19 protein-coding genes and 1 tRNA gene are annotated in these 14,839 nt (G+C 49.1%); 11 read left to right on the top strand and 9 right to left on the bottom strand.

The window, feature by feature from the left end:
• The first annotated feature begins 131 nt into the window (after positions 1-131).
• Positions 132-905 carry a hypothetical protein gene (locus tag ACEW81_RS11520; RefSeq protein WP_373533134.1) on the top strand — a complete coding sequence of 258 codons (774 nt, stop codon included), beginning with the start codon at positions 132-134 and terminating at the stop codon, positions 903-905.
• A gap of 57 nt (positions 906-962) precedes the next feature.
• The gene (locus ACEW81_RS11515) at positions 963-1,337 is read left to right on the top strand and encodes a hypothetical protein (protein ID WP_373533133.1); all 375 of its coding nucleotides are present in this window, start codon (positions 963-965) and stop codon (positions 1,335-1,337) included.
• 35 nt (positions 1,338-1,372) lie between these two features.
• Here ACEW81_RS11515 and ACEW81_RS11510 read toward each other — a convergent pair whose 3' ends face one another.
• From ACEW81_RS11510 to rfbB, 5 genes are all read right to left on the bottom strand, one after another.
• Entirely contained in the window at positions 1,373-1,855 is a 483-nt protein-coding gene (locus ACEW81_RS11510; RefSeq protein WP_373533132.1) for a hypothetical protein, read from the bottom strand.
• A 160-nt stretch (positions 1,856-2,015) separates the two neighbouring features.
• Entirely contained in the window at positions 2,016-3,089 is a 1,074-nt protein-coding gene (locus tag ACEW81_RS11505; RefSeq protein ID WP_373533131.1) for a hypothetical protein, read from the bottom strand.
• A gap of 160 nt (positions 3,090-3,249) precedes the next feature.
• Positions 3,250-4,464 carry a polysaccharide pyruvyl transferase CsaB gene (gene csaB / locus ACEW81_RS11500; protein ID WP_373533130.1) on the bottom strand — a complete coding sequence of 405 codons (1,215 nt, stop codon included), beginning with the start codon at positions 4,462-4,464 and terminating at the stop codon, positions 3,250-3,252.
• An 8-nt stretch (positions 4,465-4,472) separates the two neighbouring features.
• Positions 4,473-5,330: a dTDP-4-dehydrorhamnose reductase gene (gene rfbD, locus ACEW81_RS11495; protein WP_373533129.1), complete on the bottom strand. Its 858-nt coding sequence runs from the start codon at positions 5,328-5,330 to the stop codon at positions 4,473-4,475.
• Between the two features lie 51 nt (positions 5,331-5,381).
• Positions 5,382-6,392 (bottom strand): dTDP-glucose 4,6-dehydratase, encoded by a 1,011-nt coding sequence (rfbB, locus tag ACEW81_RS11490; RefSeq protein ID WP_373533128.1) that lies wholly within the window; start codon positions 6,390-6,392, stop codon positions 5,382-5,384.
• Between the two features lie 385 nt (positions 6,393-6,777).
• Between rfbB and rpiB the strand changes: the two genes are divergently transcribed.
• The 4 genes from rpiB (at position 6,778) to ACEW81_RS11470 (ending at position 10,164) form a co-directional block, all read left to right on the top strand.
• Complete coding sequence (gene rpiB / locus ACEW81_RS11485; RefSeq protein ID WP_373533127.1) at positions 6,778-7,299, top strand: ribose 5-phosphate isomerase B; 522 nt, start codon at positions 6,778-6,780, stop codon at positions 7,297-7,299.
• Entirely contained in the window at positions 7,293-8,573 is a 1,281-nt protein-coding gene (gene glyA, locus ACEW81_RS11480) for a serine hydroxymethyltransferase (RefSeq protein ID WP_373533126.1), read from the top strand. The genes rpiB and glyA overlap by 7 nt, the downstream gene beginning before the upstream one ends.
• A 49-nt stretch (positions 8,574-8,622) precedes the next feature.
• Positions 8,623-9,657 (top strand): glycosyltransferase family 4 protein, encoded by a 1,035-nt coding sequence (locus ACEW81_RS11475; protein ID WP_373533125.1) that lies wholly within the window; start codon positions 8,623-8,625, stop codon positions 9,655-9,657.
• A 431-nt stretch (positions 9,658-10,088) separates the two neighbouring features.
• A tRNA-Phe gene (locus tag ACEW81_RS11470) sits at positions 10,089-10,164 on the top strand.
• Between the two features lie 161 nt (positions 10,165-10,325).
• Here ACEW81_RS11470 and ACEW81_RS11465 read toward each other — a convergent pair.
• From ACEW81_RS11465 to ACEW81_RS11455, 3 genes are read right to left on the bottom strand one after another with little or no spacing between them, the layout of a single operon-like run.
• Complete coding sequence (locus tag ACEW81_RS11465; RefSeq protein ID WP_373533124.1) at positions 10,326-10,625, bottom strand: helix-turn-helix transcriptional regulator; 300 nt, start codon at positions 10,623-10,625, stop codon at positions 10,326-10,328.
• On the bottom strand, positions 10,606-11,067 hold the full coding sequence (locus tag ACEW81_RS11460) for a tyrosine-type recombinase/integrase (RefSeq protein WP_373533123.1): 462 nt from the start codon (positions 11,065-11,067) through the stop codon (positions 10,606-10,608). The genes ACEW81_RS11465 and ACEW81_RS11460 overlap by 20 nt, the downstream gene beginning before the upstream one ends.
• On the bottom strand, positions 10,956-11,738 hold the full coding sequence (locus tag ACEW81_RS11455) for a hypothetical protein (RefSeq protein ID WP_373533122.1): 783 nt from the start codon (positions 11,736-11,738) through the stop codon (positions 10,956-10,958). Before ACEW81_RS11455 ends, ACEW81_RS11460 begins: the two co-directional genes overlap by 112 nt.
• Before the next feature lie 618 nt (positions 11,739-12,356).
• Here ACEW81_RS11455 and ACEW81_RS11450 point away from each other — a divergent pair.
• From ACEW81_RS11450 to ACEW81_RS11430, 5 genes are all read left to right on the top strand, one after another.
• On the top strand, positions 12,357-12,629 hold the full coding sequence (locus tag ACEW81_RS11450; RefSeq protein WP_373533121.1) for a hypothetical protein: 273 nt from the start codon (positions 12,357-12,359) through the stop codon (positions 12,627-12,629).
• 178 nt (positions 12,630-12,807) lie between these two features.
• A complete protein-coding gene (locus ACEW81_RS11445) occupies positions 12,808-13,128 on the top strand; it encodes a ParB/Srx family N-terminal domain-containing protein (protein ID WP_373533120.1) in 321 nt (106 codons plus the stop codon).
• A 21-nt stretch (positions 13,129-13,149) separates the two neighbouring features.
• The gene (locus tag ACEW81_RS11440) at positions 13,150-13,350 is read left to right on the top strand and encodes a hypothetical protein (RefSeq protein WP_373533119.1); all 201 of its coding nucleotides are present in this window, start codon (positions 13,150-13,152) and stop codon (positions 13,348-13,350) included.
• Positions 13,343-13,579, top strand: coding sequence for a DNA cytosine methyltransferase (locus tag ACEW81_RS11435; RefSeq protein ID WP_373533118.1), 237 nt, complete (start codon positions 13,343-13,345; stop codon positions 13,577-13,579). Before ACEW81_RS11440 ends, ACEW81_RS11435 begins: the two co-directional genes overlap by 8 nt.
• Positions 13,580-13,906: 327 nt before the next feature.
• Entirely contained in the window at positions 13,907-14,275 is a 369-nt protein-coding gene (locus tag ACEW81_RS11430) for a hypothetical protein (RefSeq protein WP_373533117.1), read from the top strand.
• On the opposite strand, the gene ACEW81_RS11425 is transcribed toward ACEW81_RS11430, so the two are convergent.
• Positions 14,265-14,669 (bottom strand): hypothetical protein, encoded by a 405-nt coding sequence (locus ACEW81_RS11425; protein WP_373533116.1) that lies wholly within the window; start codon positions 14,667-14,669, stop codon positions 14,265-14,267. The two genes, ACEW81_RS11430 and ACEW81_RS11425, sit on opposite strands and share 11 nt — an antisense overlap.
• Positions 14,670-14,839: the final 170 nt, after the last annotated feature.

The following is a 14,839-nucleotide window of genomic DNA, read 5'->3' as shown; positions in this document are numbered from 1 at the left end:
AACTGAAGGGAGTGTGATGAGAATCGAAAATTTTCGTAATACTTCGTTATAATAAGGCGCAACAATTTTGATGCTCAGGGTTTTATAGCCACACGGACATATTCCATGATCTGCTACAGAAAAGGCCTGCCTTGATACCACCCAGTTCGACTTACCCAAAGCCAAAGCCGGTTTACCCGCTCAGCCCACCCAAAAATGTGGCGTTGCGGGATTTTGGTTCGTCTTTACTGGCCAAAGCTCAGGTTCGCTTTGGAGAGGAGGCAGAAAAGCCGGGACTGTTAAAAACACTGTCCACCTTGGCTTCTCATTTGAATAAACCCGGCAATAAAGAGTATTTAAAAGGCTATGCGGTTAAATACATCCCCGATGTGGCCTTGCCTGCGGTTTTCAGCATTCCGGTGGTGGGTTGGGTGCTGGGGCTTCCCGGTATTGCGGTTGCCAACTGGGCCAACAAAAAGGGTGGGGCTCTGGTGGAAAAAGCCAGCAAAAACGCTTCCAACCAAAACAACCCTTTTACCCACCTGATTCAAATGTCTGAAACCTGGTCCGGGGACTGGAAAAAGATTAAAAAAGATAAAAACAACAAAGAGATTCTGGATGTTCTGGCCGATCAGTATGATGACTTTGTAAAAAATCTGTTGCCCGACGCGCACGACGCCAAAACCCGGCAAGCCCTGATGATTGGCACCAACAAAAAATCCAGTAAAATTTACACTGGGCTAAAAGATTTGATCAATGCCAAGCTGGCCCTCGGTAAAAGCTTTTTCAGGCATCTTTCAAAGCCGTTTGACTGGATTCATTCCGGCCTATCCAGAATCAATGCGCCTCGGGCTTTTAGAAGGGTCTTTCAACTGCCCAAATTACTGCTTTTTGGGGTTTTCTTTCTGTTAAAGAGAAAACCCTAGGCTGCCTTGGGTGATTAAGCCCTTGCATACCCCGCTCCCTTAAACTAGAATGCACCCATGCTCATTGTAGTTTCAACAGTAGCTGTACTACTGATTTTTGCGGGATGGAAGTTCAGAAAACGGGCGGAAGTGCATATTCCGCTGATGGTTTCTGCCTTTGTCATTGATTTCTCTTTACTGCTTTATATCGAGTGGACCCGACACGCCATTGAAACCTTGCAAACCGATGTGTCAACGGCAGCGAGTGAGTGGCTGCTGTACTTTCATGTGCTGGTATCCGCCATTATGCTGGTGTTGTACTGGGTTCAAATTGGCACGGGCATCCGATTGGCAAAAGGCAAAGAGGTCAGCCGGATTTTCCACAAAAACGCGGCCTATGCTTTTTTGGCTTTCCGCTTGCTGAATTACGTCACCAGCTTTTTTGTGGCGTAAGCAAAGCAAGTTCAAATCAGGGACAGGTAGCGGTGTTAACTGTCTCCGCCGTCTTGCATTTGCCCTTTGGCGGCTTCTTCCACCTTTAAAACCTCGCCCAGCAAGCCGCCCCCAAAGGCATCATTGAGTTGACGGTTCAAACGCTCTTCTTCGCTGGGCTTTTCTTTTCGGTTGCCGTTAAAAAAGCTCATAATTTGGCCCGCCAGTTTTTCAAGGTTGCCATTTGCCATTTGGGCTAAATTGGCGGGCAATAAACCCAGCGGGGTAATTTGTTGCTGAGGCGATTGTGGAATACCCGGACGGGGTGGGGCCAGCGGTTGGCGAAACTGAAAGGTTGAATAGTCCTGTTGGGCCGGTTGATAAATTTGAAAGGTGCCATTATTGTTCACGGGCAATGCGCTTGCGGCTCCGGGGCGATTGGCGAAAGGACTTCCTGACTCTGGTTTGCCCATCTCCGCTTTTCTTTTGTCCGCGCCTTCAGTTGGCGGATATGCGGAAACCGCCGTATAGTCCATCATCTCGTTGACCCCGTCCATTAAAAACTTCCGTTAGACCTGTTATGAAACTCGATAACCAAGCCCAGTGCTCAGAATCCAACGCCTTGATATTATAGCAAAACAACTCAAAACCCAAGGTATCTTTCTGTTTACAGGCGTAGCCGTGCCTTAAAAAGGTTTATCATTTCAACGCGCAACTTGGGGAACCGTCTCTAGGTAAATTCCGAGCGCAGGACTGGCAAGCAACCGGCACGGCTTCCCGAATTTCGGAGGCGGTATTTTTACAATGAATGGCTCTCATCCACTGGTACATAGGGTTGTTAAAAAAGTTTTCATCCCAGATTTTGCCCAGGGTCGGATACGTTAGTAAATGGCGAGAACAGCCCGACACATTCAACTCAGCATCTACCGAAACAATACTGTAAGCATCCAGACAATGCCGATGCTCACGCATATCGCGATCCAGCAAGGGCGGCAATTCTACCGACAGCCGGGAGACGGGCAGAACGGTGGTGCGCATCCATTCCAGAAAGCGCACCACCGGCTTGATATCTGAAAATAAGGTGCGCTCCAGCGAAGGATCCTGTACCGGATCATAGTAGGTTTCAAACCGCAGGCCATTGACCCCTAAATTTTCAGAAAAAGAGATCATCTCCGGCATTTCCCGGTAATTGTGGATATCAACCCGCATGACCAACTCAATATCCAGCATGGGGTTTTCACTTTTCTTAAGCCTTACAAGCTCTTCTATCATGTTTTTTAAGGTCACAAAATGCTGCATGGGACGGCGCGTCATTCGGAAATATTGAGAAGGCCGATGGGCACCCAATGGAATCACCAGCGTGGATAAACGGCTGGATAAAATATCGCTCATGCGAGAAGCCAGATGCCACCCTTCTGTGATTACGGTGCTTTCGGTGCCGTTAAACTGATAGGCATAATCAATCAGGCGGAATAAATCCGGCATTTCCAGAGGGTCCGCCTTTTGACAAGAAAACTCGATGGTTCGAATGCTAGGCACTTGCTCCAGTAAAAAGCGAAAGGTGTCCTTGTCCAGCTTCGCATTTTCTGTTTCCAGTCGGGTGCTTTGGGATAACGCTAATTGTGGCCAGGTTTCCAGGGGGTTTATGCTTAAGTGCAACGGCTCATAATCCAGAACCGCTTCCTGCTGGGTGGAAAGCATTCGATAGCGAGCCAAATTAAGCAGTTGAGGAAGCTTGTTCCAAAAAAGGCCAGATTTTACGAGCTTCCGCATGCGACCCCGATCTCATGTCCCCGTTAGTGACCTTTGATTGAACGTTTGGTGCCAAAAAGCTGAACTGGTTTCATTATAAAGAGTTCCAGCGCCCAGTGCAGCGCCAGCCTCCTAAAATACCCTAGCTGGATGAGCCCGGAAATTGGGCTGATAAAGTGTTCTATAACACCAGTTTGGATTCGGGAATTTCCAGTAACTGCTCTAAAACTTTCAGGTTTTTGCGAGATTGCTCACGAAAAGGCTTTAAATCAATGTCGGGATAATGGGCAAAAGCCGCATTCAACGCATCCGGGCTAATGGTTTTTAAAGTAGCGATGCTGGTTCCTTTTAAATGAAACATGGCCAGCAAGGAGGCCACTTTGGGGTCATAGGTCAGGCCGTAAACAGGCACACCGTACAACAGCCCTAAAATCAGGCTATGAAACCGCATACCCAGTAAAATATCGCAGGTGCCCACCGCCTCAAGCACCGCCATGGGCGCCACCATTTCAACCGTAATACGACGACTGACATTCAGGCGCTTGGCAAAATTTTCCAGCAACTCGGTGTCTTCTGTTTTCTGAAAGGGAAGCAATATAAATTGCACCGGGCCATCCCGCTGTTCGGCCATAGCGTTCAGGCAATCCGCCAGCGCCTCCAGTTTGTCAGCGCTCAGCTCGTGCCAGGGGCGCAAGGAAAGCCCCACCCGCCAAGGCGTTGGAGCCGCCGACTCCGTAAAAGGGGCCAGCTTTCGGCCCGGCTTCTGCTTAGCTCCGCTTTTGAGCGCCTTAGGCTTGTTGACCTTCAGCAGCCACACCGGGTCGGCTGTAATATCGGGCTTTTGGCCCATTAAACTTTCTACCAGCGCGGCGCTTTTTTCGTCTCGCACTGTAATTTTTTCACACTTTTTAAGTGCCGAGGCGGTCATGCTTTGGGATAATTTGCCTTTCAAAGGCCCCACTCCTTGCGCCCAAAATACCACCGGCACGTCAAAAAACCGGGCCAAATGAATCAATCCGCCATAATACAGGGCGCTCATAGGGCCGGTCACATCCTGAAACAACCCACCGCCCCCACTGATAAACAGATTAGTGCGGGTCAACGCATCCACCACGTCGATAAAGCTGGTTCGCTTGATGGCTTTTACCCCATAGGTTTCAGCCGTTTTTTTAGGGTTTTGGGACAGCACCGTAATGTTGACCTGACGGGCTTTCAGCTCATCTACCAACACCTTCAAAATCAGCTCATCCCCCAGATTGTCAAAGCCATAATAGCCAGAAATCAAAACACTGGGATGCAGATCCCCCGATTTTTTGAACTTTTTGGAGGCTTTTTGTTTTTGAGGCGGGGTTTGGGAATTTTTTTTATTTGGGGGGGCTTTGCTATTTTTTTTCATCACGTTTTTCAAGATGCCGTTAATTGATGCTGGTACTGTAACAGGTAAGCCTGAAAGCCGGTTTCCCAGCTAGGAACCGCTAAATCCGGGCAGGCCAGCGGACTTTGCTTGGGCCGGTTGGCGGGCAGGGCCAAATCGGCGCTATTGACCCGAATAATGTTATCGGTGGGCAGGCCCGCCATATGGCAAACTTGCAGGGCCTGCTGGTATCGGGAAATGGCGCCTGAATCGGCTGCATGATAGGTGCCGTAGACCCCGGAATTGATAATGTTCTCAATGGCCACCACTAGATTGCCGGTCCAGGTGGGCGTACCTATCCAGTCTTCTGCCGCCTTGATAGTGCCGCCGCTGCGGGCCTGATCCAGTACCCATTGCACAAAATTATTGCGATGAATGCCAAACAGCCAACTGGTGCGAATAATGTAATAGGCTTCCAGCTGTTCAGAGGTGAGCAGTTCCCCGTAATATTTGGATAAACCGTAAGTGTTGATGGGGTTGGGCCGATCGGTGGGCAAGTAGGGTTCGTTTTTCAGCCCGTCAAACACATAGTCGGTACTAATGTAGGCAAAAATAGCGCCCAGACTTTGGGAAGCCAGCCCCAGCTTGTGGGTGCCATCTTTGTTAATGGCCATTGCCAGATCAGGATCGCGTTCGGCCCCGTCTACATTGGTAAAGGCGGCGCATTGAATCACCACTTCCGGCTGAAACGGCTCCAGTTTTTCTTTCATCTCGTCTTCAGTCACCAGTAGGTTCAGGGTTTCGCTGGTGGTGGGAAAAACGGTGTAGCCCTTGGCCCTTAAATAGCCGGTTAAGGCTTGGCCCAGCATGCCGGAAGCGCCTACCACCACAATATTTTTAAAGGCCATAATTCAAAACACCCTTACTGTGAGACGGTTGTATGGTGATTAAATTCAGGGTCATGCCGAAACCGAAGCGGCGACTTGATGTTGCTCACGCTGGCGAACCCCGTCCACCCACTCGGCATTTTTTTGATACCACTCAATGGTTTCCATCAGGCCCTGTTCAAAAGCAATGGTGTTGCTCCACCCTAATTCCCGGGTAATTTTGGTGGCATCCAGCGCGTAACGGCGGTCATGCCCGAGGCGATCGGTAACAAAGCGAATGAGTTGCTCCGGTTTGCCCAGCGTTTTCAAAATTAAGCGGGTGATTTCCAGATTGTTATATTCATTGCCCGAGCCAATATTGTAAACCTGACCCGGTTGACCGTGCTCAATCACCGCGCTCACCCCGGCGCTGTGGTCTTTCACATGAATCCAGTCTCTCACATTCAACCCGTCGCCATATACGGGCACCGGCTGATCGTTGGAAGCGTTCAGAATAAACAGGGGAATTAACTTTTCCGGGTACTGGTTTGGCCCGTAGTTGTTGGTGCAACGGGTAATGCAAACCGGCAGGCCGTAGGTTTTCCAGTAGCTTAGCGCAATCAGGTCCGCCGCCGCTTTGCTGGAGGAATAAGGGCTACTGGGGTCCAGCGGGGAGGTTTCCGTAAATTTCTGGGTGCCTTCAATGCTGCCGTACACTTCATCGGTAGAAATGTGCACAAATTTTTGAATGCGGTTGTTACGCGCCGCTTCCAGTAACACCTGCGTACCCAGCACGTTGGTTCTAATGAACTCTCCGGGGCCGCTAATGCTGCGATCCACATGGGTTTGAGCGGCCACGTTCACACAAATATCAGCATCAGCCATTAAACGCCCCACTAGGGCTTCATCGCAGATATCCCCCTGCACAAAGCGATATCGAGGATCATGCTGAACGTCTTTCAGGTTCTCGGGGTTGCCCGCATAGGTCAATAAATCCAGGTTGGTAATTTCAACGGGTGTTTGCGCGCTCAGCAAATGACGAATCAGCCAACTGCCAATAAAACCGGAGCCGCCGGTAATTAAAATCCTGGAATTCGAAGCCATCGAAAACTCTCTGTTCTTTACATTCGTTCTCTATTAAACGGTAGCACTCTTCTTCTATGCTACGGAAAAATCAGCGTTTTGTTAAGTGTATCCCCGAATCATGGCGTTGCATTGTTAATGGTGCTTAACCGTCTGTGATAGTCATGCCCTGAATTCGGGTAAAATAGCAGTCTTGATTTGACCCCGCATAGGCAAGTCCAGGTATGACCGTTTTGCTGGAAAGTTCAGCGCCCACGGTGGTTTGGGTGCTGCCAGATGGATGCGGTTCATCTTTTGAGAAGTGGGGTCATTGTGCTAGACTAATCGCATTTCAGTCCCGGTATCATTTACTGTGACGTTTCATCAGTGTGGAAGGCGTACTTTTGAGAGCTATGAAAAAACAGCTATGAAAAAAATAGTTCTAGGCTCCGATCATGCCGGTTTTGCCCTGAAACAAAAAATTGCGGCCTACCTAGCTCAAAAAGGGTTTGAGGTGATTGACGTGGGTTGTCTGGATGAAGGCTCAGTGGACTATCCGGCCATTTCTACCCGGCTGGCCGAAGCCGTTCAAACCGTTCAGTCTGAAAGCCCCCAGCAGGGCCACTACGGTATTCTTTGCTGTGGGAGTGGCATTGGGGTTTGCATTACGGTCAATCGCTTCCCCTGGATTCGGGCAGTGGAGGCTCATGATCACAATACGGTGATATTAAGCCGTAACCACAACAACAGCAATGTGCTGTGCCTGGGGGGACGCATCCTGGCCCCCGAACTAGCCTTAACCCTGATTGAAACCTGGCTGGAGACGCCCTTTGACGGAGGACGCCATCAAAAGCGGGTGGATATGATGACGGATATGCAAGTTGATAACCCAGTTCATCACAGGCCAAAAGGCCGGATGGACGCCCCAAAGGAGACGCCTACATGTTAAACCTTGATTTGTTAAAACAGACCGATCCTGAAATTTTTCAAACCATTGCCTCCGAACTGGACCGGGAGCAAAACACCCTTGAAATGATCGCCAGCGAAAACTTCACCAGCTTGGCGGTGATGCAGGCCATGGGCAGTGTTTTAACAAACAAATACGCCGAAGGACTCCCCGGCAAGCGCTACTACGGCGGCTGCGAGTTTGTGGACACCGCTGAAGAAATCGCCATTGCCCGTGTAAAGGCGCTGTTTGGATGCGATCATGCCAACGTTCAGCCTCACAGTGGCGCTCAGGCCAACATGGCCGTCTTTTTGGCCGCTGGGCTAAAAGCAAACGATACTATTCTGGGTATGGATTTATCCCACGGGGGGCATTTAACCCACGGTTCCCCGGTCAACTTTTCGGGATTGTTTTTCCGGGCGGTGGCCTACGGCGTGAATCCCGATACCGGCTTGATTGATTATGAGCAGGTGCGGGAAATCGCGCTCAGAGAAAAGCCCAAACTGATTGTGTGCGGAGCCAGCGCTTACTCTCGAATTATTGATTTTGCCAAATTTCGGGCTATTGCTGATGAAGTGGGCGCTTTGCTGCTAGCCGATATCGCTCATATTGCCGGATTGGTGGCCAGTGGGTTGCATCCTAGTCCCGTTCCCCATTGTCATTTTGTAACCACCACCACCCATAAAACCTTACGGGGGCCTCGGGGCGGATTGGTGATGTGTCAGGAAGCCTATGCCAAAGCGGTGGATAAAGCGGTATTCCCCGGCATTCAGGGTGGCCCGCTCATGCATGTGATTGCGGCCAAGGCGGTTTCTTTTAAAGAGGCCCTTTCTCCAGAATTTAAAACCTACTCGCAACAAGTCATTCTCAATGCCAAGGCGCTGGCGGATTCCCTGATAGAGAACGGCATCAATATTGTAAGCGGCGGCACCGATAACCACTTGATGATGCTGGATTTGAGAAATGTGAACTTAACTGGCAAGGCCGCTCAAAACCTGCTGGAAGAGATTCAGATTACGGCCAATAAAAATACCATTCCCAACGATCCGCAATCGCCATTCATTACCAGCGGGTTGAGACTGGGGACTCCTGCGTTGACCAGTCGTGGTTTTGATGTGCCTGCCATGAAAGAATTGGGCTGGATTATTGCCGAAGCGTTGAAAAAGGGTCAGAATACAGAAAGTTTGGGTGTGAAAGTGCAGGCATTAAGCCAGCGGTTTCCTTTGTACCCGGAATTGAATACCCCTCTAAAAACGGAGGCACTCAGCCATCATTAAGCTGGAAGGATCCCATCCGCTATTTTTATTGAATGCGAGTGGGTTTGCAGTGGCTTTAATCATAAGCCTGGTTTTGGTCCCCCTGGTTCGTAGGCAAGCGATTGCCGCCGGTTATTACGATGCGCCCGGAGAGCGGAAGATCCACAAGTACCCCATTCCCAGATTGGGGGGCATCGCCATTTGGCTGGGTTTTATGCTGGCCTTGGGCGCTATTGTGTTACTAGGGTGGAAGCCAGAGCTGAACAATGCGCTGCCAGGTATTTTGGCCGGTGGCACCATCGTATTCACCCTGGGTTTGCTGGATGATTTGTTTAACCTGTCCCCCTATTTGAAGCTGGCCATTCAGTTTGTGGCCGCTTTAACCGCTTTCTTTTTGGGCATTCAGATTAACAATCTGGATTTACCCGGCGCTCAGCTCTTGGTGTTAAACGCTTTAAGTTTGCCAGTTACCGTAATTTGGCTAGTGGGCTTAATGAACGCCATGAACTTTATTGACGGGATTGATGGGCTGGCGGCAGGGGTCACCACCATATCAGCCTTAACCCTAACCATTGTGGCCATGTTTACCAATCAGCCCTCCTCGGCTTTGCTGGCGGCTTTGCTGGCCGGTTCCAGCCTGGGTTTTCTGGTTTACAACTTTCACCCGGCCCGTATTTTTATGGGCGATAGCGGGGCTCTTTTTTGTGGCTTTTTACTGGCCTGTATTGCGGTAACCGGGGTTTTGAAGACAAAGGTGGCGGTTATGTTGCTGCCCATGTTTGTTCTCAGTGTACCGCTTCTGGATATTACCTATTCGGTTTTTCGCCGGTTGTTAAAAGGTAAAAATCCATTTTTAGCCGATTCTGATCATATTCATCATCAATTCCTGAAGGCCGGAATGGGTCAAGTGAAGACCGTGACGTACCTCTACAGCCTTTGTGTGGTTGGAGGGTTAATTTCGGTTTGGTATGTGAACTACTTGCCCATTTATGTGGCGTGTTTGGCCAGCATGTGCGTTTTGGCTTTTCTGTTAATCAATCTGGTTCGTAAACTGTTTCCTCTCCCCACGCCAGCCCAACTCACAGAGCCCCCCCCCACCCACTGAACTTTAGCAGATTGTTTCGCTGTTCGTTCCGTTTTATATGGCGCAATTGGTATTACGCTGCGAACTACGTCAGAGTAGCAAACCACCCCAACAAATGCCAGCTGGTAATACGTTAAGGAGCGAAATAGCCGGTAAATTTTGATGCCATTTGCTAGAAGGCAGTCCCGGCAGGCATTCAGTATAAAAATATCAATGGCAATACAAAGGCTGACAAAAAAATTTTTAGCCCCTGATTTACTTGTTTTTAGAAAAACATTCCATTGGCATTTCTGGGATTGTCGGAGTTTAGAGACGGAGCAATGGCGAGTCAAAGTGAGTGGATATCAACTGGCTATCAGTAAGCGTTTCGCTACCTTGAAAAACCAACGTTTACCCTCCGCTTGACAGCCTCACACCTTTAGAGGTTAATAGCTTTGTGATATTCACACCAAGCCACCTTAGCTCAGTTGGTAGAGCAGCGGACTGAAAATCCGCGTGTCCGGAGTTCAATTCTCCGAGGTGGCACCACCTTCCCCCAGCGGTTTTCCAGATGATGTGTGACAACTTTTTTCTGAAATTTCCGGGGACATATGAGGGCCACCCTGTCTCTTCAATAAAAAACCGACTTCATTATGAGGTCGGTTTTCTGGTTACAGTGACAAACATTGTTTTAAGCGCTTTTTGAGATTTTAACTCGCCACACGCTTGAGCTGGATATCCACCTCCAGACCCAGGGCTTCGGCAATTCGCTGAAGTGTCCGCAGATTCATCCCGCTGTAGTCAAAGGACTCGATCCGGGAAATTACGGACTGGCGGGTGCCGATCTTCTCGGCCAGTTGCTGCTGAGTCAGCCCGGCATCGTAGCGGGCCCGGATGATTTGCATGGTAACCTCGGCAAAGGGCTTGCTGGCCTTGTATTCATTGACAAAAGCCGGTTCTTCCATCAGCCGGGATTCGAGCTTGTCCAGATCACTCAATTTTTTGGCCATTTTTTCGTTCCTCCTGCTGGGTAATGTCGTCAGCCCGGCGCTTTCTTGCCGTTTCGATTTCTCTGGCGGGTGTTTCCTGGGTCTTGTGGCCGGTGATGTTCATTACGGTATGGATGTCGACCCCGGATTGGATGAGCAGGCTGACAACCGTATGCCGCAGGGTGTGGCGGACGACTAGCTCAGGATCCAGGCCAATTGCTTTAACCGCTGCAATGAAGGACTTTCGGATTCCCATTCGATGCCCACTCTTGGAGCTTTTGGAGGGAAAGAGCCAGACTTGACGCAAACAACAATGCTGCTTGAGATAGATATCAAGGTACTCCGCAATATCTAAGCCAATCGGCTGATTTCTAGCCCCCGCCTTGGCCTGTTGAAGAAAAATGCACCGGTTTGGCAGATCAATATGCCCGATGCGGATGGAGAGAATCTCGGATGCTCGCATTCCAGTCGCCAGGCCGAGGCGGATAAACAGGTAAAGTTCGGGATCCCTTCATCCAAAAGGGCTCGACACTGATCCGGGGTCAGGTAGGTGGTTCTGGTAACTACTTCAGGAAACTTTTTGAACTGAAAAGGCCGTTCTTTGATCCACTCCCAGGATTTGGCGCAAGAATACAGATGGGACAGGGTAGCCAGTTCCCGATTAATGGTCGCAAGAGCCGATCCTGATCTTTGCCGGTGCGCCTTGTAGCGCTCGATATCAAAACTGCTAATCCGGTCGCAAGGGGGCGTGCCCAGAAACGGAATCAGGTGAAGCCGAAGCTGCTCCTCTTTGCGCTTGGTATTTTTGCCGTTGATTTGGCGTAAGCGTTCCAGGTATTGCGAAGATAACTCCTTGAAGGAAATGGCGGACTTACGGGCTTTGGGCAGTTGCAGCCGATGCTCTCTGGCTTCGGTCTTCAGCCGTTCAATCACGGCTTCGGCATTTTGTCGGCTGGCTCCTTCGCTTTCCTTGCCGATTACCCGATGAACTTTCTGCCCGTCGATGCGAAGCTGGATGGAATAACGTCCATCATTTCCCGGCAGACGTTCATAACAGATGCCATGTTCGGATATGCGCTCTCCCGGGGCAAGAGAATGAAGGGCGGCTTTGACAAGCCGCACAAAGGTCGCCATATTCAGAATTTTCCTGTGATGTGTGACTTGCCCATAATGCACTTTAAAGCAGGCCGGTCAATCAGAGCGTTTGAGCGTTACCAAGTTTGCTTTCTTCGGTAAAAGAAAATCATGGGAGGTTATGGGGACGGATACCAGTCAATTTCGAGAATATAAGTTTTTCAGCGCATGATAATGATTCGGCTGAAAGCAAAGCGTGACTAAGGTCTCGCGGATTCTACTTTTATCTTTAGAAACGACAAAACCCTCTGAAAATTCGCGTGTCCGGAGTTCAATTCTCCGAGGTGGCACCACCTTCTTTTTGGAAGCCTCCCTTGTGTTTGGAGGCTTTTTGGGTGTTTTGAGGACGATGATCTGGAAAAACCCGATTTTGAACCCCAAAAAACCGATTTTCAGGGTAGGGGATGGGGTGAAAACCCCAGCCGTTACCGGATCAGGATCGTGAAAATCGGGCTGAAAGTCGTGCTTATAAAAAGGGAGCCCGAGGTTCGGCTTTCTTGAGTGGTCATCCCGGCCAGCCAACCGAGACGGAGAATGCAAGGATTTGCAAGGGAGGGGTGTCAGCCATACCTACTTTTGACACTGGATGAGGGGGGGAGAAACAAGGACTTACCGCAAATGGCCTCACTGGCTTTCGAGCAAGGCGCCCAGCACTACCTGGAGAATCTGGATTTGTCGAATGGGCGGAATATCTCAGACAAGCGTCACCTGCTCCAGAAAGGTTTGTCACAGGATACAAGCAACCGGTATCTGGGTATCTGGCGGTTGATTTCACAGTTGTTTCACAAGGCGGTGGACTGGGACTGGCTGGTGAAAGTACCTACTACGACCTCACTTGAACCGATGGCAGCGAAGACCCTGCCGATGCCAGTCAAATCCAGCGAGTGTTGATGGTAATGTTGGCCGCCGAATATTAAGCCTCCAAAAGATAGACCTGTGGGAATTGTTAAAAAAAATAGGGGCATTCAGCCCTGAATGTAACAATGCTTCAAAAAGTATTGTTTATTTTTTAAAAACAGGTATAGTTGAGCCTGGTTATTATTGATTAATAAATTTAAAGGCAATTAATATGATAGAGAAAACTTTTGCGATGCAAGGGCCGCTGGCTGAGTTGCGGGTAGAAGCCCTTGCGGTCGAGCAGTTGATACCCCATGCGGGCAACGCGAAGCTGCATCCCCCTGAGCAGGTGGCCCAAATTGCGGCCTCCATTCAGGCTTTTGGCTTTAACGACCCTATTGCAGTGGATGAGAAGAACGTGATCATTGAAGGCCACGGGCGGTTGCTAGCCGCTCGCCAACTGGGTCTGAAGACCGTCCCTGTTATCCGATGCCTCATTTATCTGAAGCGCAGAAGAAGGCGTATATACTGGCTCATAACAAGCTGTGCCTGAAATACGGGCTGGGATCTGGACTTGTTGAGACTGGAGCTGCAACGGTTGCAGGAACTTGATTTTGACCTGAATTTAAGCGGGTTTCGTCCCGCCGAAATTGACATCCTGTTCACCTTACCCAGCTTTCCCGATACGGAGCCGGAGCTGACCGCTGAGGGGATGAGTGCTCAGGATACAAAGCCGGTGCAATGCCCGGCGTGTGGAGAACGTTTTCATGCCTGATGCACGTCACTCAGGCCCCTTTCGGTGGTTTCCACCTTTTGCGGGGCGGGAGGCTCTTCGGTCGGCTATCAAAATGGCGGGTGGCCGGGTGTTGCTGGCCATTGAATGGGAGCAGAACGCTGTGGAGACCTACGGGCTGAATCACCCCGACACGACCCTTTTACACCGGGATATCGCCACGGTGAGCGCAGCAGAAATCTTGTCCCTGACCGGATCGTGCAAGCCTTAAACGGACGGACCGTCACTTGCGCCTCTTCCGGCAAAGCCCGGATGCCTCAGCATGAGGGTGCCGTCCATGAACGTGCCTCGGAATGCATCAGTGAGGGCTGTCAATTGCAGCGTCTTATCGTTTCCAGGTACAATTACACTAAACCGACATCCTCGACCACCTTGATGTTCCCGTTGTGTCTCTGGGAATCAGGTACCCCAGGGGGCCTTTTCGCATCTCGGATAGAGTGAGCCAAGCCAGTCGTCAAACTTGGGAGAGTGGTTAAGAAGCAAAAAACCGAGCATATAGGCTTTTACAGGAATTGTAGGCTTGTAGTAGAGTGGAAATATGAAAATTTTACAAAAGACATCTATACTTTTAGCAAAGCCAAAGCTTTGGTTCTGGTTATCCATTGTGTTTTTTACGATAGGTTTGGCTTATTTTTTACCAATGTTTTTATTGGTTCTGTATGCCAATCTTTGTTGTACTGATTATGATGCTGGAATTAGTGCTGCTTCTATGATGTTTGCTATTTCAAGACCAGCGGTTTTAATCATTGAAGCTATCATCCTTATAACAGGTCCTTTTATAGCCTGGATAAGCTTTTTGAAAAACAAAGAAAATCCACTATTAAAACTGATAAGTACAATTATTGGCATTCAATTTTCAATTCTAATTATTGGGATTGCAGTCTTTTTTATAATCATTAACCATTAAGCTCCTTATAAATTGCTTCAGGTAATTTATTCCAAACTTGTTTACCGTCATTTATTTGCTTTCCTAACTCAATTGCAAGCTTGGCAAGTGCTACATCTTGAGGATTATCAGTGTCAATTAGGTACGCAGCTTTTTTCAGTAAAGCTATACCTTCTGGATTATCTTTATATTCAATGGATTTTATAAAGAAAAAGGTAAAGTGATGGGCCTGGTTAATGAGCTTTTCATTGCCATCCTGATCGATTTCATATTGTTTACCCTGATCCCAGTATTTTTCTTTCCATCCAATGGTGCCAATACGCGGCCCTGCGAAGAGATTATAAGCAGCATTACTGGTCTGGGCCTGTTTAGTTAGCTGCCCTGCCTCATATTTAGCTGAATCAATGGTAAGCAACTGGATGTCCTCAATCAATTGCCGATCATTTGACCGGGTCCTTAATTTAGATCCACTTTGAATTAGAGATTTTTGGATTTTATCACGACCAGTTCTTTGGGTTACAAAAAAAACTTCGTCGTAAAAAAATCAGAAGAAACGGCTGTAAAAAACCGGTTGGAAAGCCGCTA

This window comes from Vampirovibrio sp., assembly GCF_041737375.1.
Taxonomy (GTDB): Bacteria; Cyanobacteriota; Vampirovibrionia; order Vampirovibrionales; family Vampirovibrionaceae; genus Vampirovibrio.
Note: the sequence above shows the minus strand (reverse complement) of the source record. Positions and strands in the feature narration are given on the sequence as shown.